The sequence below is a fragment of the Streptomyces sp. NPDC023481 genome, from assembly GCF_055560195.1.
On the sequence record NZ_JBVHJE010000006.1, the window covers coordinates 13,264 to 30,964 of the forward strand.

14 protein-coding genes are annotated in these 17,701 nt (G+C 73.0%); 6 read left to right on the forward strand and 8 right to left on the reverse strand.

The annotated features are described in order from the left end of the window. Positions 1-15 precede the first annotated feature (15 nt). Positions 16-1,515, forward strand: a complete 1,500-nt coding sequence (locus tag ACZ3ZD_RS14295; protein ID WP_467396546.1) for an FGGY family carbohydrate kinase — start codon at positions 16-18, stop codon at positions 1,513-1,515. Here the strand turns inward: ACZ3ZD_RS14295 and ACZ3ZD_RS14300 are convergent. Beyond that, entirely contained in the window at positions 1,464-2,102 is a 639-nt protein-coding gene (locus tag ACZ3ZD_RS14300; RefSeq protein ID WP_467396548.1) for a mycothiol-dependent nitroreductase Rv2466c family protein, read from the reverse strand. The genes ACZ3ZD_RS14295 and ACZ3ZD_RS14300 overlap by 52 nt on opposite strands. 137 nt (positions 2,103-2,239) lie before the next feature. Between ACZ3ZD_RS14300 and pepN (ACZ3ZD_RS14305) the strand changes: the two genes are divergently transcribed. The 3 genes from pepN (ACZ3ZD_RS14305) (at position 2,240) to ACZ3ZD_RS14315 (ending at position 7,022) form a co-directional block, all read left to right on the forward strand. After that, positions 2,240-4,822 carry an aminopeptidase N gene (pepN, locus tag ACZ3ZD_RS14305; protein WP_467396550.1) on the forward strand — a complete coding sequence of 861 codons (2,583 nt, stop codon included), beginning with the start codon at positions 2,240-2,242 and terminating at the stop codon, positions 4,820-4,822. A 207-nt stretch (positions 4,823-5,029) separates the two neighbouring features. Further along, positions 5,030-6,079, forward strand: coding sequence for a hypothetical protein (locus ACZ3ZD_RS14310; protein WP_467396552.1), 1,050 nt, complete (start codon positions 5,030-5,032; stop codon positions 6,077-6,079). A gap of 130 nt (positions 6,080-6,209) precedes the next feature. Next, positions 6,210-7,022, forward strand: coding sequence for an SGNH/GDSL hydrolase family protein (locus ACZ3ZD_RS14315; RefSeq protein WP_467396554.1), 813 nt, complete (start codon positions 6,210-6,212; stop codon positions 7,020-7,022). 43 nt (positions 7,023-7,065) lie between these two features. On the opposite strand, the gene ACZ3ZD_RS14320 is transcribed toward ACZ3ZD_RS14315, so the two are convergent. The 3 genes from ACZ3ZD_RS14320 to ACZ3ZD_RS14330 form a co-directional block, all read right to left on the reverse strand. After that, on the reverse strand, positions 7,066-8,220 hold the full coding sequence (locus tag ACZ3ZD_RS14320; RefSeq protein WP_467396556.1) for a serine hydrolase domain-containing protein: 1,155 nt from the start codon (positions 8,218-8,220) through the stop codon (positions 7,066-7,068). Between the two features lie 93 nt (positions 8,221-8,313). Then, positions 8,314-10,065, reverse strand: a complete 1,752-nt coding sequence (locus tag ACZ3ZD_RS14325; protein WP_467396558.1) for a TIGR03767 family metallophosphoesterase — start codon at positions 10,063-10,065, stop codon at positions 8,314-8,316. A gap of 200 nt (positions 10,066-10,265) precedes the next feature. Further along, a complete protein-coding gene (locus tag ACZ3ZD_RS14330; protein WP_467396560.1) occupies positions 10,266-10,748 on the reverse strand; it encodes an NUDIX hydrolase in 483 nt (160 codons plus the stop codon). 507 nt (positions 10,749-11,255) lie between these two features. Here ACZ3ZD_RS14330 and ACZ3ZD_RS14335 point away from each other — a divergent pair. Next, positions 11,256-12,275: an aspartate-semialdehyde dehydrogenase gene (locus ACZ3ZD_RS14335; protein ID WP_467396562.1), complete on the forward strand. Its 1,020-nt coding sequence runs from the start codon at positions 11,256-11,258 to the stop codon at positions 12,273-12,275. A 66-nt stretch (positions 12,276-12,341) separates the two neighbouring features. Here ACZ3ZD_RS14335 and pepN (ACZ3ZD_RS14340) read toward each other — a convergent pair whose 3' ends face one another. From pepN (ACZ3ZD_RS14340) to ACZ3ZD_RS14350, 3 genes are all read right to left on the reverse strand, one after another. Further along, on the reverse strand, positions 12,342-14,906 hold the full coding sequence (gene pepN, locus ACZ3ZD_RS14340) for an aminopeptidase N (protein WP_467396564.1): 2,565 nt from the start codon (positions 14,904-14,906) through the stop codon (positions 12,342-12,344). 243 nt (positions 14,907-15,149) lie between these two features. Further along, a complete protein-coding gene (locus ACZ3ZD_RS14345; RefSeq protein ID WP_467396566.1) occupies positions 15,150-15,389 on the reverse strand; it encodes a hypothetical protein in 240 nt (79 codons plus the stop codon). A 221-nt stretch (positions 15,390-15,610) separates the two neighbouring features. Then, positions 15,611-16,567, reverse strand: a complete 957-nt coding sequence (locus ACZ3ZD_RS14350; protein ID WP_467396568.1) for an EamA family transporter — start codon at positions 16,565-16,567, stop codon at positions 15,611-15,613. Between the two features lie 137 nt (positions 16,568-16,704). Here ACZ3ZD_RS14350 and ACZ3ZD_RS14355 point away from each other — a divergent pair, with 137 nt between their 5' ends. Beyond that, positions 16,705-17,208: a MarR family winged helix-turn-helix transcriptional regulator gene (locus ACZ3ZD_RS14355; RefSeq protein WP_467396570.1), complete on the forward strand. Its 504-nt coding sequence runs from the start codon at positions 16,705-16,707 to the stop codon at positions 17,206-17,208. A gap of 149 nt (positions 17,209-17,357) precedes the next feature. Here ACZ3ZD_RS14355 and ACZ3ZD_RS14360 read toward each other — a convergent pair whose 3' ends face one another. Further along, positions 17,358-17,639 carry a hypothetical protein gene (locus ACZ3ZD_RS14360; protein ID WP_467396571.1) on the reverse strand — a complete coding sequence of 94 codons (282 nt, stop codon included), beginning with the start codon at positions 17,637-17,639 and terminating at the stop codon, positions 17,358-17,360. Positions 17,640-17,701: the final 62 nt, after the last annotated feature.

Consider the following 17,701-nt stretch of genomic DNA (forward strand, 5'->3'; position numbering starts at 1 on the left):
CCCGGGAGGCTTGGCATGTTCGTCGGGATCGATGTGGGGACGTCCGTGGTGAAGGCCGCGGCCTTCGACCGGGACGGGCGCGAACTGGCCGTCGAGGCCCGGCCGGTGGGCCTGGAGCTGCGCGGCGGGGCCGTCGAGCAGGACATGGAGGAGGTCTACGGCGCCCTCGTCGCCGTGCTCGGCGCGCTCACCGCGCGGGTGCCGGCGCCGGTGGAGCTGGCCGGGCTGACCGGGCAGGGCGACGGGGTGTGGCTGGTGGACGCGGCCGGACGGCCGGTGCGGCCGGCGCTGTCCTGGATGGACGGCCGGGCGCACGAGCTGGTGGACCGCTGGCTGGCGGACGGCACCTTCGAGGCCGTCTTCCGGCGCACCGGCAGCGCGATGTTCCCGGGCTGTCCGGGGCCGCTGCTGGCGTGGCTGGACCGGTACGAGCCGGCCGCCCTGGACGCCGCCGCGGCGGCCGTCTACTGCAAGGACATGGTGTTCCAGCGGCTGACCGGCGCGGCCCGGGCGGTGACGGACGTGTCGGACGCGTCGATGCCGTTCCTGGACCCGCGCTCACGGTCCTACGACGACGAGGTGGTGGACCTCCTCGGGCTCACCCACCGGCGCGGGCTGCTCCCGGAGATCGGCGATCCGGTCGCGACCGGCGAGGCGGCCGGTGAGGGGCTGCCCGCCGGGACCCCGCTGGCGAACGGCCCGTACGACCTGCCCGCCTGCGCGCTCGGCGCCGGGGTCACCGCGCCCGGCGACGGACTGCTGATCGTCGGCACGTGCCTGGCGAGCCTGGTCGCCACCACGGAGGCGGACCTGGGCGGTGAGCCGGCGGGGCTGTACATCTCCACCGACCGGCCGGGCCACTGGCTGCGCGCGATGCCCGCGATGGTCGGCACGGCGGCGCTGGACTGGGTGCTGCGCACGACGGGCGCCCGGTACGAGGACCTGGAGGACTTACTGCTCGCGTCCCCGCCGGGGGCGTCGGGGACGCGGGTGCTGCCGTACTTCGCGCCGTCCGGTGAGCGGGCGCCCTTCGTGGAGCCCGGGCTGCGGGCCGAGCTGGTCGGGGTCAGCCTGGAGACGCGCCCCGCCGACCTGGTCCGGGCCACCTGCGAGGGCATCGGCTACGCGGCCCGGCACTGTCTGGAGGCGGCGGGCCTGACCGGTTCGCTCGCGGTGTGCGGCGGCGGCACCCGCAGCGCCGCCTGGACGGGGCTGCTCGCCGATGTGCTGGGCCGGCCGCTGCGGCTGGCGGAGGGCGAGGTCGGCGCGCGGGGCGCGGTGCTCGCGGCCGCCGCCCGGCACGGCGTCGCCCTGGACACCGCCGCCTGGACGCAGCCGACCCGGGTGATCGAGCCGGATCCGGACCGGGCGGCGTCCTACGCGAACGGCTACGAGGAGCACCTGGAGCTGCTGGCCGCGGCACGGGAACGGACCCGGCGCCGAACCGGGCCCGTCGGCGGGACCTACAGGTTGCTGAAGTCGGGGCCCTTGGTGCGGGACCGCTTGATCTCGTAGAAGCCCGGCACCGAGGCCACGGCGAGGGTGCCGTCCCACAGGCGGGCCGCCTCCTCGCCCTTCGGGGCGGGGGTGACGACGGGGCCGAAGAAGGCGATCTCCTCGCCGTCGGGGCCGGGCACCGCGATGACGGGGGTGCCGACGTCCTGGCCGACCTTCTCGATGCCGTCCTTGTGGGAGGCGCGCAGCTCCGCCTCGTACGGCGTGGAGTCCCAGTGGTCCATGAGGGACTCGGGCAGGCCCACGTCGGCCAGCGCGGCGGCCACGGCCGCCTTCTCCGGACCCTCGCCCTGGTTGTGGATACGGGTGCCGAGCGCCGTGTAGAGGTCGCCGAGCACCGCTTCGCCGTGCTCCTGCCGGGCCGCGATGACGACGCGGACCGGGCCCCAGGCCTTGGTCGCGAGCATCTCGCGGTACTCCTCGGGCAGCTCGTCGAGCTTGTTCTCGTTGAGCACGGCGAGGCTCATCACATGCCAGCGGACCTCGATGTCGCGGACCTTCTCCACCTCCAGCACCCAGCGGGAGGTCATCCAGGCCCAGGGGCACAGCGGGTCGAACCAGAAGTCGACCGGGGTCTTGTCCGACATGTCTCTCCTCGTCAAGGACTCTTTCCCGTCGAAACGCCGCCGCCGGCCCCGGCATTCCCCGTCCGCCCCGTCAGGCGCGCATGACAGGATCGGTCCTGTTCAGCCGCCATCCGCGCGATCACGAGGGAGTACCGTCCGTGCCCGGTGAGAATCTGTCCCGCGACGAGGCCCGGGAGCGGGCCGCCCTGCTGTCCGTCGACGGCTACGAGGTGTCCCTGGACCTGCGGTCCGCCGTCGGTGACCCGGGCGGTGAGCCGCGCACGTTCCGCTCGGTGACCACCGTCCGCTTCCGCTGCAACGAGCCGGGCGCGTCCAGCTTCGCCGATCTGGTCGCGCCGGCGGTGACGTCCGTCTCGCTCAACGGCCGGGACCTGGACCCGGGCGAGGTGTTCGACGGCTCCCGGATCGCGCTGGAGGACCTGGCCGCGGAGAACGAGCTGGTGGTGGACGCCCGGTGCGCGTACTCGCGCACGGGTGAGGGCCTGCACCGCTTCGTCGACCCGGAGGACGGCGAGGTGTACCTGTACACGCAGTACGAGCCGGCCGACGCCCGCCGGGTCTTCGCGAACTTCGAGCAGCCGGACCTGAAGGCGCCGTACCGCTTCGAGGTGCGGGCGCCCGAGGGGTGGACGGTGTGGAGCAACGGCGCCGGTGAACGGGCCGACGGGGTCTGGCGGTTCGCGGAGACCAAGCCGATCTCGACGTACATCACGTGCGTGGTGGCGGGGCCGTACCACTATGTGACGGACAGCTACGAGCGGGTCTTCGAGGACGGCACGAAGCTGGAGATCCCGCTCGGCGCGATGTGCCGCAAGGGCCTCGCGCCGCACTTCGACGCCGACGACGTGTTCCTGGTGACCAAGCAGGGCCTGGACTTCTTCCACGACCACTTCGACCACCCGTACCCGTTCGGCAAGTACGACCAGGCGTTCGTGCCGGAGTACAACCTGGGCGCGATGGAGAACCCGGGCCTGGTGACCTTCCGCGAGGAGTACGTCTTCCGCGGGAAGGTGACGCAGGCGTCGTACGAGGCACGGGCCAACGTCATCCTGCACGAGATGGCGCACATGTGGTTCGGCGACCTGGTCACCATGGAGTGGTGGGACGACCTGTGGCTGAAGGAGTCCTTCGCGGACTTCATGGGCACGTTCGCCAACGTCGGCGCGACCCGTTTCAAGGACGCGTGGACCACCTTCGCCAACCGCCGCAAGGCCTGGGCGTACCGCGCGGACCAGCTGCCGTCCACGCATCCGATCACGGCGGACATCCGTGACCTGGAGGACGCCAAGCTGAACTTCGACGGCATCACCTACGCCAAGGGCGCCTCGGTGCTCAAGCAGCTGGTGGCGTACGTCGGCCAGGACGCCTTCCTGGAGGGCGCCCGGCGTTACTTCAAGCGCCACGCGTACGGCAACACGCGCCTGGGCGACCTGCTGTCGGTGCTGGCCGAGACCAGCGGCCGGGACATGACGGCGTGGTCGCGGTCCTGGCTGCAGACGGCCGGGGTGAACACGCTGACCCCGCAGGTGCTGCTGGACACCACGGGCGGCCGGATCGCGGAGCTGGCGATCCTCCAGGAGGCCCCCGAGTCGCACCCCCGGCTGCGTCCGCACCGGATCGCGGTGGGCCTGTACCGCCGTACGCCCGAGGGGACGCTCCAGCGGTACGCGCGCGTGGAGACGGACCTGCACGAGCCGCGTACGGTCGTGGCGGAACTGGCGGGCGCCGAGGCTCCGGAGCTGGTGCTGGTCAACGACGACGACCTGACCTACTGCAAGGTCCGGTTCGACGAGACCTCGCTGGCGACGCTGCGCTCCGGCCTGGGCGGGCTGACGGATCCGCTGGCGCGCGCCCTGTGCTGGTCGGCGCTGTGGAACCTGACCCGGGACGGGCTGCTGCCGGCGCGGGACTTCATCGGTCTGGTGCTGCGCTTCGCGGGCCGCGAGTCGGACATCGGTGTGCTGCAGATGCTGCACGCCTGGGCGAACACGGCGCTGACGCACTACGCGGCGCCACCGTGGCGGCGGACCGGCGCCGGGCTGCTGGCCGAGGGGGCGCTGCGGGAGCTGCGGGCGGCCGGGCCGGGCAGCGAACACCAGCTGGCCTGGGCGCGGTTCTTCGCGGCGGTGGCCTCCGCCGAGCCGGACCTGAAACTGCTGGCGGACCTGCTGGACGGCACCACCGGGATCGAGGGCCTGGAGGTGGACCAGGAGCTGCGCTGGGCGTTCCTGGAGCCGCTGGCCGCGCACGGGGTGGCGGACGAGGCGATGCTGGCGGCGGAGCTGGCCCGGGACGACACGGCGTCGGGCAAGCGGCACCAGGTGCGCTGCCTGGCGGCGCGGCCGTCGGCGGCGGTCAAGGCGCAGGCGTGGGCGCAGGTGGTGGAGTCCGACGCGCTGTCGAACGCGCTGGTGGAGGCGACGATCTCGGGCTTCCAGCAGCCGTCGCAGCGGGAGCTGACCGCGCCGTACGCGCAGCTGTACTTCGCGGCGATCGAGCGGGTGTGGCGGGAGCGGTCGATCCAGATCGGCATGGACGTGGTGCGGGGGCTGTTCCCGGCGTACCAGGACCGGCGGGAGACGCTGGAGGCGACGGACGCGTGGCTCGGGGCGCACGCCGACGCGGCGCCGGCGCTGCGCCGGCTGGTGCTGGAGGCGCGGGACGACCTGGCGCGGGCGCTGCGCGCACAGGAGTGCGACGCGGCGGCCGGCGACCACTGAGCCTTGGCCTGAGCCTGCCCGGCCGGTGACCGTTACGGAATCCGGTCAGGCGCGCCCGTAACCCCTGGTCCGCACCCGATCGGACCAGGGGTTTCCCGTCCCTGCTCGGCATCCGAACACCTGACCTTTAGTCCCGTCTTGTCCGCATTCATCGACAGGCGTGTAACAGCGGTTAAGGGCGGGTCCGGACGCGGGAATCCCGAGGCCATGAACCACAACACCCCGCTCTCCCCCCGCCCGCTGCGCCACCTCTCCGACGTCCACCGCCGCGTCCTGACGGCGGCTCAGCTGCGCGCCCACGGCGTGACCCCGGCCGAGCTGTCCGAGCAGTGCCGGACCGGCGGCCCCTGGCGGGAGCTGCTCCCGCACGTGATCCTGCTGCACCCGGGGCCGCCCACCGACGAGGAACGGCTGCACGGGGCCCTGCTGTACGCGGCCCGCGCGGCCGAGCCGGCCGTCCCCGCCCAGCCGACCGCCGGCAGCCCGCACCGGCCGCTGTACACCGAGGCGGTGCTCACCGGCCTCGCCGCGCTCACCCTGCACGGCTTCTCGTCCACCCCGCCGCTGCCCGCCCTCGACCACGTGGACGTCCTCGTCCCGCGCCTGCGCCGGCTGCGCTCCACCGGCTACGTCCGCGTCGTGCGCACCCCGTCCCTGCCGACCCCGCAGGCCGTGGCGGGCCTGCCGGTGGCGCCGGTGCCCCGGGCGCTGGCGGACGCGGTGGCGGGGCTGACGGACGCGCAGGCGGTACGGCGGCTGCTCACCGAGGCGGTGCGCGGCGGCCACTGCGAACCGGCCGCCGTGGTCCGGGAGCTGACCCTGGCGAAGCTGCTGAGCCGCCCGCACGTGGTCGACGCGGTGGACGCGCTGGTCGCCGAGGGCCGCTCGATCGCCGAGGACCGGCTGTACCGGATGGTCCGCGAGTACGGCCTGCCCGACCCGGTCTGGAACGTCGACCTGCGCCTGCCCGGCGGCCCGCACCTCGGCGGCCTGGACGCCTACTGGCCGGACCAGGCGGTCGCCGTCGAACTCGACACCCGCGCGCCCCGGCCCGGGCACGAGGAGGACGAGGACGCGCTGTGGTCGGAGTACGCCCGCAAGCGCGAGCACCTGGAGCGCCTCGGCATCACGGTCGTGTACGTCACGCCGAGGAAGCTCCGGGAGTCCCTGGAGCAGCAGGCGGCGGTGATCCGCACCGCGCTGATGGCGTCCGGGGACCGCGACCCTGCCGCGTACGTCCTGGTGCTGCCCCGCTGAGCCCGCTCCGCAGGGACCTAGCGGCGGGCCGCCCGCCTGTCCTGTTCTCCTGCTCCGGCCGGGTGAGCGGTCACCGCAACGGAGCAGCAGGAAGGGCGGGGCGCGGGCGGGTCACGGTAGAGGGTGGGTCATGAGACACCCCCGGATAGCGGCAGGCGCGTGCTCCCTCCTCCTCGCGGCCGCCTGCGCGTTCGCCGACCCCGCGACGGCACAGGTGGTACCCCGCACCCTCACCGACGGCGGCTACGTGGCCCTCGGCGACTCCTACTCCTCCGGTGCCGGAGCCGGTGACTACCTGGCCTCCGGCAGGGAGTGCAAGCGCAGCAGCCGGGCCTTCCCCGTGCTGTGGGCCGAGGCCCACGCGCCGGCGTCCTTCACCTTCGCCGCGTGCAACGGCGCCGGCGCCGACGACGTCCTGACCGACCAGCTCGGCCACCTCAGCGCGCGCACCGCACTGGTCACGCTCACCGTCGGCGGCAGCGACTCGGGCTTCGTCTCCGTCATCGCGGGCTGCGCGCTGGGCGGCGCCGACGGGTGCCGGTCCGCCGTCTCCCGCGCCCGCACCACCATCGACGGGTCCCTCGCCGAGCGCCTCGACCGGCTGTACTCGGCCATCCGGGACCGGGCCCCCGCCGCCCGTGTCGTGGTGCTCGGCTACCCGCACCTCTACCACCTGCAGGGCGCCTGCGCGCTGGGCCTCCCGGACGGCGAACGGGCCACCCTGAACGACGCCGTGGACCACCTGAACGCCGTCATCGCCCGGCGCGCCACCGCCCACGGGTTCACCTTCGCCGACGTCACCGCCGCCTTCGCCGGGCACGAGATCTGCTCGTCGCGGCCCTGGCTGCGCGGTGTCGACGTGCTGGCGATCACCGAGTCGTACCACCCGACGGCACCGGGGCAGTCCCTCGGCTATCTGCCGGTCCTCGCCCGGGTGACGTGAGCGCTGCAGCGGCTCGGGCGGACGCGCGGCCACGAAGCCGGGGTCACGGCTGACAGAACTCCTTTCCGATCACGTCCGAGGTCTCCCCGGCCCAGTCCCCGTTGAGGTTGACCGCCAGGGAGTGCCGGCCGTCCGCCGTCGTCGCCGCCTCGGAGACCGAGCCGTGGATCCCGCCGGTGTGCCCCCAGACGTGGACACCGCAGGCCAGCCGGGTGTCCATGAGACCGAGGCCGTAGCGGACGGGGGACCCGGCCCCGGTGGCCACCGTGGTCTTCATCTCCTTGAGCTGGCGCGGCGGGAGCAGTGCGCCGCGGAGCAGGGCCCCGTAGAAGCGGGACACGTCGGCGGAGTCGGAGATCATCTCGCCGGAGGAGGAGGCCAGGGACGGGTTGAGTTCCGTGACGTCGTACACCCGGCCGCCGGGGACCTTGAACGTCGAGTACGCCCTGCTGCTGGGCCGCGGCAGGGTGACCCGGGTGCCGGGCACGGAGGTGGCCGCCAGGTGCAGAGGGGCGATGATCCGGCGGGTGATCTCGGTGCCGTACGACCGTCCCGTCACCTTCTCGATCACCAGGCCGGCGAGCACGTAGTTGATGTTGGAGTACCCCCATGAGGTGCCCGGCGCGAAGTCCGGCTCGTGCCGCATCGCGAGGTCGACCAGGTGCCGCGGGGTGAGGGTGTCGTAGCGGTGCCGGGCGAAGCCGTCCGGGGTGAAGTAGTCGTGGGCGAAGCCGGGGTCGGCGAGGTAGTCGTGGATGCCGCTGGTGTGGTTCAGCAGCTGCCGCAGGGTGATCGCGCGGCCGTCGTGGCCGTGGCCGTGGACCACGCCCGGCAGCCACCGTTCCACGGTGTCGTCCAGGGAGAGCCGACCCTCCGCCTCCAGCTGGAGCAGGACGGTGGCGACGAAGGTCTTGGTCATGCTGGCGATGCGGTAGCGGTCGGCGGCCGAGCGCGGCCGGCCGATGCGGACGTCGCCCACACCGGCCGTGGCGGACCAGGTGCCGTGGCCGTCCCGCGCGGTGACGGTCGCGCCGGGCGCCCCGGCCGCGACGGCCGCCTCGACGGCCTCGCGGGTCGCGGTGTGTCCGCGGGTGGCGGTGTGTCCGTGGGACGCGGGTCCGGCCGCGGCGGCCGGGCCCACGAGGGCTGCCGAGAGGAGCAGGGCGGTGGTGCCCACCAGAGCCGTGCGTACGCGCATGTCTTCCCCAACCTGTGCTGTGTGGTGCGGTCGGGGGAAGGACCGAGGAGCGTGCCGCGAAGGTTGCCCGGCTGTAGGCCGGTTGGGTGATGTTCAGCCTTTCTTCAACACCAGCTCGGTGTTCCGGTCCGCCGCGCCGCCGGCGAGGGTCTTGTTGGCACCCGGGGCGTTGTAGGACAGCTCGCGGTACAGGGCGGCGAGCCCGGTCTGGGAGAGGTCGGCGTAGTCGGTGCGGTGCGGGGCCGCGGACTCGATCAGCGTGGTGAACACCGAGACCGTGCCGTCCTTGTTGTCGACCAGCTCGATGACCCGGGCGAGCTGGGGGTAGTCGACGTGCGAGGCGGTGGAGATCTCCCAGAAGGAGCGGCCGCCGGACGCCTTGTGCGGGGTGATGACGTTCTTGTGGATGTGGCCGTTCACCCAGGCCAGCACGTTGGCGTGGGCGGACAGCACGGAGATCAGCTCGGCGCCGTCGTGCCGCTTCTCCCCCGGCCGGGCCGGGTCGGGCCGGGTGTTGGTCATGGTCTTGCTGGTGTGGTGGCTGAAGACGACGGCGTAGGAGTCCTTGTTGTCCTTCAGCGTCTTGTCGAGCCACTTCAGCTGGGCGGTGCCGACGGAGCCCTCGTAGTGGCCGCCGGCGTCGGTGGTGTCGAGGCTGATGCCGATGACGTCGTCGGAGATGCGGAAGGCGTAGTACTGGGTGCCCGCGTCCAGGTTCGCCGAGGAGTAGCCGTGGCCGGCCGGGCCGTGCCCCTGGTGGGCGGGGTCGAGGTGGGCCTTGAGGTAGTCGGCCTGGGTGTAGGGGGCGCGCTTCTCGTCCGGGGTGACGGAACGGGCCGACCGGGCGTGGGCCTTGAGGAAGTCGCGGTAGCCGGCCGCCTTGGGGTCCTTGGCGTTCTTGATGGCGTCCTGGAGTTTCGTGGCGTCGGCGGCGGAGACGCTCATCAGCTTCCTGCCGCCGATGGCCGCCTCGGCGAGGTAGGGGTCGCCGTGGGAGCCGTAGCAGCCGAGCGGGAGGGCGTCGTGGTTGCCGACGGTGGAGTACCAGGGCAGGCCGAGCCCGGGGCTGCGCACCTCGCGGATCGCGGCGGCCAGGAACGCCTCCAGGTGGGGGAAGCCGAGCGCCTTGTCCTGGTCGCGGACGGCGGAGCCGGGCTGCCAGTACAGCTTCAGCCCGCTGTTCTGCACGCCCTCGTAGTGCCGGGGGTCTCCGGTGTTGGGGGTGATCCGGCCGCCGCTCATCACCTTCATGAACCACTCCAGTTCGGAGTGGGCGTTGTTGTCGGTGTTGTCGCCGGTCGTCATCACGAAGTGCAGCGGGGCGCCGGTGACGGGCGCGCCGCGCAGCGCGTTGACCCGCTCCACGAGGGAGATCGCGCCGGGCACGGTCAGCGCCTCGTGCGGGCGCCAGGCGTGCGCGTCGTGGGAGCGCAGGTACTCCAGGCGCAGCGGATGCTGCACGTCCGTCAGGTGCAGGTCGGTGAACTGCACGAACGCGGCGAGGGCGGTACGGCGGGCGGCCCGGCCGGACCGGGGCGCGGCCAGCTCGTCGCGGACGACCCGCTTCCAGCCGGGGCCGTCACCGAGGCGGCGGTATCCGGAGCCGCCTCGCGGGGCGGCGACGGAGGCGACGGTGGTGCCCTTGGTGTAGGGGGCGAGCGGGGCCGCGGCGGGGGCCTGCCGGGACCGGGCGACCGGTTCCTCGGCGGTGGTGGCGGCCTGGCTGTCGGTGGGGCGCAGGGCGTAGCCGACACCCGCGGAGAGCGAGACGGCTCCGGTGGCGGCGAGAACGGTACGGCGGTTGATCCCCGCGGCGGAGGCGGTGACGATGCGTGTGCGCGGCATGGCGCGGTCTCCCCGAGTGCGAACGCGTCGGCAGTGGTCGCGGGCCGTCGCGGACGCGAACGTCCCGCTCACTGTGGATCGTTGGCAGCGGGGATGGCCTGCGCGTGAACACGGCGGCAACGCGCAGCGCCGATCACCGTACGTGGATCACGGGGTACCGGGCGCGGTCACGGAGTGGATCGCGACCGGCCCGGGACCGGTCATTCCCCGTTCATCTGCCGGGGTAGGGGACGGTCCGCCAGACGCCCGTGCGGCGGGCGTTCGCGCCACAGCCGCAGCCCGGTGTCGACCAGCCGGATCCGGGTCAGCGCGGGTACGGCGTCCAGGTCGTGCCAGGCGGCGAAGTCGGTGGAACCGCCGATCTCGTAGCGGAGTTCACCGCCGGTGATCTCGGCCTCGTAAAGGATCCGCACCCCGTGGTGGTCGGTGCGGCGCGGCGGGCGCCCGCCGGTGAGGACGTGACGGGAGGAGTCGATGCCGAGGAGACCGGTCACCTCGATCCGGTAGCCGGTCTCCTCGCCGACCTCACGGCGGACGGTGTCGTACGGGTCCTCACCGTGTTCCATGCCACCGCCGGGCAGCACCCACTCGGGCGTGCCGTCGGCCGCCGGCGAGCGGGCGAGCAGGAGTTGTCCGTCACGGACGCACACGGCGTAGGCCGCCACCCTCAAGTTCCGTCGCATGAGGGGACGTTAACTCCGGGGCGGCCCGGTGGGCCGCACCGACGACGAGCTGCGTCCCCGCTGCCCGACAACCCCTACCGGCTGGACGTCCGCGGAGGCCCCGCCCGGCCGCGAGTTCCTCGGCCGCGTACAGCTGCTGAACGCCCGGGGCACGGCCCGCGGGGCCGGGCAGCGTGAGACTGGAGAAGGTCACGCCGTAAACGCCGACGCGCACGGGGGGGCGGGCACCTTTGCGGGCGCCGCCCCTCCTGGGGAGGCGTACGTCACACCTTCGTGTGGGCCACGCCCGGACGGGCAGGGTCGGGACAGCACAGCTTCCGGCGCGGACCCGCGGCCGAGGGAATTTCTGCAGCTCAGCGGGGTGCCCGGCGGACATACGGAACCGCCGGTCGGCTGATCGTGTCCCATTCCTCGGGCACACATGACAAAGAATTGGACAGGTGGGCCGGGGTCGGCCGCATGATGGAAAAGCCCCGGTCGGGCAAGAGACACAGTGAGGGAGTCGTTGTGAGGGTCGGAATCGTCGGAGCCACCGGTCAGGTCGGCACGGTCATGCGCAGGATCCTCACCGAGCGGGACTTCCCGGTGACGGAGCTGCGCCTGTTCGCCTCGGCCCGTTCCGCCGGGACCGTGCTGGACGGCGTGACGGTGGAGGACGCGGCGACCGCCGACTACACCGGCCTCGACATCGTGCTGTTCTCCGCGGGCGGCGCGACCTCCCGGGCGCTGGCCGAAAAGGTCGCCTCGCAGGGCGCCGTCGTGATCGACAACTCCTCGGCCTGGCGCAGGGACCCCGAGGTCCCGCTGGTCGTCTCCGAGGTGAACCCGCACGCGATCGCCGACCGTCCCAAGGGGATCATCGCCAACCCGAACTGCACGACCATGGCCGCGATGCCGGTGCTCAAGCCGCTGCACGAGGAGGCCGGCCTGGAGGCCCTGGTCGTGGCCACCTACCAGGCGGTGTCCGGCTCGGGCCTGGCCGGCGTGGCGGAGCTGCACGGCCAGGTGCAGAAGGTGGCCGCCGACGCCGACAAGCTCACCCACGACGGCGCGGCGGTCGACTTCCCCGAGCCGGGTGTCTACAAGCGCCCCATCGCCTTCAACGTGCTGCCCTTCGCCGGCAACCTCGTCGACGACGGTCTGAACGAGACCGACGAGGAGCAGAAGCTGCGCAACGAGTCCCGCAAGATCCTGGAGGTCCCCGACCTCAAGGTCTCCGGCACCTGCGTGCGCGTGCCGGTGTTCTCCGGCCACTCCCTCCAGGTGAACGCCCGCTTCGCCCGCCCGCTCTCCCCGGAGCGCGCCACCGAGCTGCTCGCGAAGGCGCCGGGCGTCGCCCTCTCCGACATCCCGACCCCGCTGCAGGCGGCCGGCCAGGACCCGTCGTACGTGGGCCGCATCCGCCGCGACGAGACCGTGGACAACGGCCTCGCCCTGTTCGTCTCCAACGACAACCTCCGCAAGGGTGCCGCCCTCAACGCGGTACAGATCGCGGAACTGGTGGCGGCGGAACTGTCCGGCAGGTAACCCCACCTCCCACCAGAAGGGGCGCCCGACCTGGAGGTCGGGCGCCCCTGTCGGTGTGCGAGGGGGTTACTCGGCGTCCGCCGTCTGGGCCTTCAGGGCGCGCTCGATGCCCGCGCGGGACTCCGAGACGAGGCGGCGCAGGGCCGGGCTCGGGTCGGCCGAGGACAGCCAGGCGTCCGTCTTGGCCAGGGTCTCCTCGGAGACCTGGACCGCCGGGTACAGGCCGACGGCGATCTGCTGGGCGATCTCGTGCGAACGGGACTCCCAGACGCCCTTGAGGACCTCGAAGTACTGGTCCGTGTACGGCGCGAGCAGCTCCCGCTGGTCGGTCTGCACGAAGCCGCCGATCACGGCCTCCTGCACGGCGTTGGGCAGCTTGTCGGACTCGACGACCGAGGCCCAGGCCTCCGCCTTCGCCTCCGGCGTCGGGCGGGCGGCGCGGGCGGTGGCCGCGTGCCGCTCGCCGGCCGCCGTCCTGTCCCGCTCGTACTCGCCGGCGATCTCCGTCTCGTCGTACCGGCCGACGGCCGCCAGCCGCTGCACGAACGCCCAGCGCAGCTCCGTGTCGACGGCCAGGCCCTCGACGGTCTGGGTGCCGTCGAGCAGGGCCTCCAGCAGGTCCAGCTGCTCCGGCGTGCGCGCGGTCGCCGCGAAGGCCCGCGCCCACGCCAGCTGGTGGTCGCTGCCCGCGTCGGCCGCGCGCAGGTGGGCCAGCGTGGCGTCGGTCCAGCGGGTCAGCAGCGACTCGCGGGTGGCCGGCGCGGCGTACAGGTCGATGGCCAGCTTGACCTGGCGGTGCAGGGACTGCACCACGCCGATGTCGGACTCCTTGCCGATGCCGGACAGCACCAGGGAGAGGTAGTCGCGGGTGGCCAGCTCGGCGTCCCGCGTCATGTCCCAGGCCGACGCCCAGCACAGGGCGCGCGGCAGGGACGCCTCGAAGTCGCCGAGGTGCTCGGTGACGGTCCTCAGGGAGTCCTCGTCCAGGCGTACCTTCGCGTACGACAGGTCGTCGTCGTTGAGCAGGACGACCGCCGGACGGCGCTTGCCCGTCAGCTGCGGTACGGCGGTCAGCTCGCCGTCGACGTCGAGTTCGATCCGGTCGGTGCGCACCAGCTTGCCCGCGTCGGAGAGGTCGTACAGGCCGATCGCGATGCGGTGCGGGCGCAGGGTCGGCTCGCCCTTGGCGCCGGCCGGGAGCGCCGGGGCCTCCTGGCGGACGGCGAAGGAGGTGACGACCCCGTCGGCGTCGGTGGCGATCTCCGGCCGCAGGATGTTGATGCCGGCCGTCTCCAGCCACTTCTTCGACCAGGTCTTCAGGTCGCGGCCGGAGGTCTCCTCCAGGGCGCCCAGCAGGTCGGTCAGGCGCGTGTTGCCGAAGGCGTGCCGCTTGAAGTACGCCTGCACGCCCTTGAAGAACTCGTCCTCGCCGACGTACGCGACGAGCTGCTTCAGCACGCTCGCTCCCTTGGCGTACGTGATGCCGTCGAAGTTGACGAGCACGTCGTCCAGGTCGCGGATGTCCGCCATGATCGGGTGCGTGGACGGCAGCTGGTCCTGCCGGTACGCCCAGGTCTTCATGGAGTTGGCGAACGTGGTCCACGAGTGCGGCCACTTCGAGCCGGGGGCCGCGGCCTGGCACGCGATGGACGTGTACGTGGCGAACGACTCGTTCAGCCACAGGTCGTTCCACCACTCCATGGTGACCAGGTCGCCGAACCACATGTGGGCCAGCTCGTGCAGGATGGTCTCCGCCCGCACCTCGTACGCCGCGTCGGTCACCTTGGACCGGAAGACGTACTGGTCGCGGATGGTGACCGCGCCCGCGTTCTCCATGGCGCCCGCGTTGAACTCGGGCACGAAGAGCTGGTCGTACTTCTCGAACGGGTAGGCGTAGTCGAACTTCTCCTGGAACCAGTCGAAGCCCTGCCGGGTCACGTCGAAGATCGCGTCCGAGTCGAGGAACTCGGCGAGCGAGGGCCGGCAGTAGATGCCGAGCGGCACGGACTGGCCGTCCTTCTCGTACACGCTGTGCACGGAGTGGTACGGGCCGACGATCAGCGCGGTGATGTACGTCGAGATCCGCGGGGTCGGCGCGAAGGCCCAGACGTTGTCCTTCGGCTCCGGGGTCGGCGAGTTGGAGACGACGGTCCAGCCCTCGGGCGCCTTCACGGTGAACCGGAAGGTGGCCTTCAGGTCCGGCTGCTCGAAGGAGGCGAAGACGCGGCGGGCGTCCGGGACCTCGAACTGGGTGTACAGGTAGGCCTGCTCGTCCACCGGGTCGACGAAGCGGTGCAGGCCCTCGCCGGTGTTGGTGTAGGCGCAGTCCGCGACGACCCGCAGGACGTTGGGCCCCTCGAGCAGCCCCGGCAGCGCGATCCGCGAGTCCTTGAAGACCTCGGCGGGGTCCAGCTGGTCGCCGTTGAGAACCACCTCGTGGACCGCCGGGGCCACCAGGTCGATGAAGGACTCGGTACCGCCGCGGGCGACGTCGAAGCGCACCGTGGTCACGGACCGGTAGGTACCGCCCTCCTGCGCGCCGGAGAGGTCGAGATCGATCTCGTACGAGTCAACGGTGAGCAGCTCCGCCCGCTGCTGCGCCTCTTCGCGAGTCAGGTTTGTGCCAGGCACGCGGTCATCTCCTCGTTATGTGTCGGTCGCGCCATCCTTCCATGGGACCGACGGGGAACGCGATGTCCGCATGGCCGCCGTGCCGGACACGGGAGCGTGGGTGCGGGGTGCCCTCCGTTGGGGTTGCGGCGGGGCCGGGCGACGACACACCCGTGCCGGACGGGCGGGAGCCCGTCCGGCACGGGTGTGGGACCGGGAACCGGGGTCGCGGTCAGGTCCGGCGACCGGGGTCGTGGTCGGGGTTCAGGGGACGACGATCACCACGACGCCGCCGCCGTAGCCGGGGACGAAGCCCGTGCCGTAGAAGTTGTTGCGGAAGCCGTAGCCGAAGCAGTTGCCGCCCCAGCCGCAGCCGCGGTTGGTCGTGACCTGGTTCGGGGTGGCCGCCGAGGCCGTACCCGCCGTGCCGATCGCGACGCCGCCGGCCAGGACGAGGCCGGCCGCGGAGACCGCGAAGAGACGCCTCACGCGTTGTGCTTTCATGGGCCTACCTTCCTTCCACGCCCTCGCGGGGTTTTTCGGTACGGGGGCGATGGCCGCGGCCGCGCGGATACGGGCGCGGCGCGGTCGTAGGTGTTGCCGCGGGGGACGAGCAGCGGGCCCGCGCCGCGTCGGCTGTCGGCCCCGGTTCTCGGGGCACTCGCCGCCGGTGGCGGGCACACCTCTGGTCGCGGACCTTTCCCTTCACGCTAGCCGCCCTGCGGTCACTCAGCATCTCGGACGGCGACGGACCGTCGGCGGCGCGCTCCGGGGATCACCGTGCCGGCGCGGGGTGCCGGGCGCGTCCCGGCCGGTCCCGGGCCGCCGAGCTGTCCGGCCAGCGTCGCGCCGAACGCCAGCGCCATGCCCGCCACCTGCACCGGAGTGAGCGCCTGGCCGAGGGCCGCCCAGCCGACGACCGCGGCGGTCAGCGGCGACAGCGGGCCGAGGAAGCCGGCCTGGGTCGCGGTGAGCCGGCCGATGCCGCGGAACCAGAGCCAGTAGGCGACGGCCGTGTTGGCCAGGGCGAGGTACAGGTAGCCGCCGACGGCACGGCCGTCGAGGGCGGGCGGGGCGCCTTCGGCCAGGACGGCGACCGGCGCGATGAGCAGGCCGCCCGCGGTGAGCTGCCAGCCGGTGAGCGCCAGCGGACCGACCCCCTCCGGGCGGCCCCAGCGCTTGGTCAGCACGGTGCCGGCGGCCATGGCGGCGGTGGAGGCGAGGGCGGCGAGGACGCCGACCGGGTCGAGCGCGCCGGTCCCCTTCAGCACGACCAGGCTGACCCCGAACGCGGCCACCAGCCCGGTGAGGACCGTGCGCGGCCGCGGCCGCTGCCCGAGCAGCAGCGCGGAGAGCCCCACGACGAACAGCGGCCCCACCGAGCCGACGACCGCGGCCATCCCGCCGGGCAGCCGGTACGCCGCGACGAACAGCAGCGGGAAGAAGCCGCCGATGTTCAGCGCGCCGAGCACCGCGGCCTTCGCCCACCAGGCGCCGCGCGGCAGCACCCGGGTGAGGGCGAGCAGCAGCAGCCCGGCGGGCAGGGCCCGCATCAGGGCCGTGAACAGGGGGCGGTCCGGCGGCAGGAGCTCGGTGGTGACCGCGTAGGTGGTGCCCCAGGAGACGGGCGCGAGGGCGGTGACGGCTATGACGGCGGGGCGGGTGGGTCGGGCGGTGGCCATGGGAGCCCTTCCGGGGAGCGGAATGCGCGAGGACGTGGTTGTTCTCCGCTAAGTAGCTTACTACTAAGCTAATTATTGGCAAGTGAGTAACCGGTGACTTTCTTGCGGTCTAGCGGAGGCCGGTCGATACTCCTCGCATGCAGCCACAGCAGCCGACGGACCCCGTCGACGTGATCACCGAGCAGTGGGCCCGGGTGCGGCCCGACCTGGACACCCGGGCGATGGAGGTCTTCGGCCGGATCTTCCGGCTCTCCCGGGCGATGGGCGACCGGATGGAGAAGGCCTACAAGCCCTACGGCATCTCCCGCGGCGAGTTCGACGTCCTGGCCACCCTGCGCCGCTCCGGCGAGCCGTACGCCCTCTCGCCCCGGGAGCTGTCGGCCGCCCTCATGCTCACCACCGGGGGCATGACCGGCCGGCTGGACAAGTTGGAGCGCGCCGGGCTGCTGCGCCGCTCCCCCGACCCGCACGACCGGCGCGGTCTGCGGGTGACCCTCACCGAGGAGGGGCTGCGGCTGATCGACGAGGCGGTGGGCGCCGGGCTGGCGCAGGAGAGCGACGCCCTGTCCGCGCTGGACGCGGAAGAGGCCGGCCAACTGGCCGGCCTGCTGCGGAAACTGCTGGCCGGGACGGCCGAGTAGCCGCCGCGGCCGTCACCCCCGCACATCACCCGGCGGCGCCGCCGACCGGGTGGGAAAACGCCGGGGGCGCCGGCCCTCCCCCGGGTACGGCGTGCGCGCGTACCGGCGGGAGGACCGGCGCCCCCGGCGAAACGGACCGGTGGTCCGGGTCAGGCCCTGGCGCCCGCGTCGGACTTGACGTTGATGTTGGACGAGGTGGTGTCCTTCTTGGCCCGCGACTTGTCCAGCATCACGACCAGACCGGCGATCACCAGGAACAGCACCACCGGGGCAAAGACGTACAGGCCCAGCGTCTGGATGACGCTCAGGCCCTTGCCGGGGTCGTCGCCGTCGTCGCGGGTCAGCGCGAGCGCGGGGGACGACATGAGCAGCATCATCAGCGTCGTACCGGCGGCCAGGGCGCCGGCGCGCAGGGCGTTCTTCGTGTCCACGGAACTCAAGTTAGCGAACCGCCGTCGGGGCCGCGCGCCCGGGGTGCCTTACGGGCCCCGCC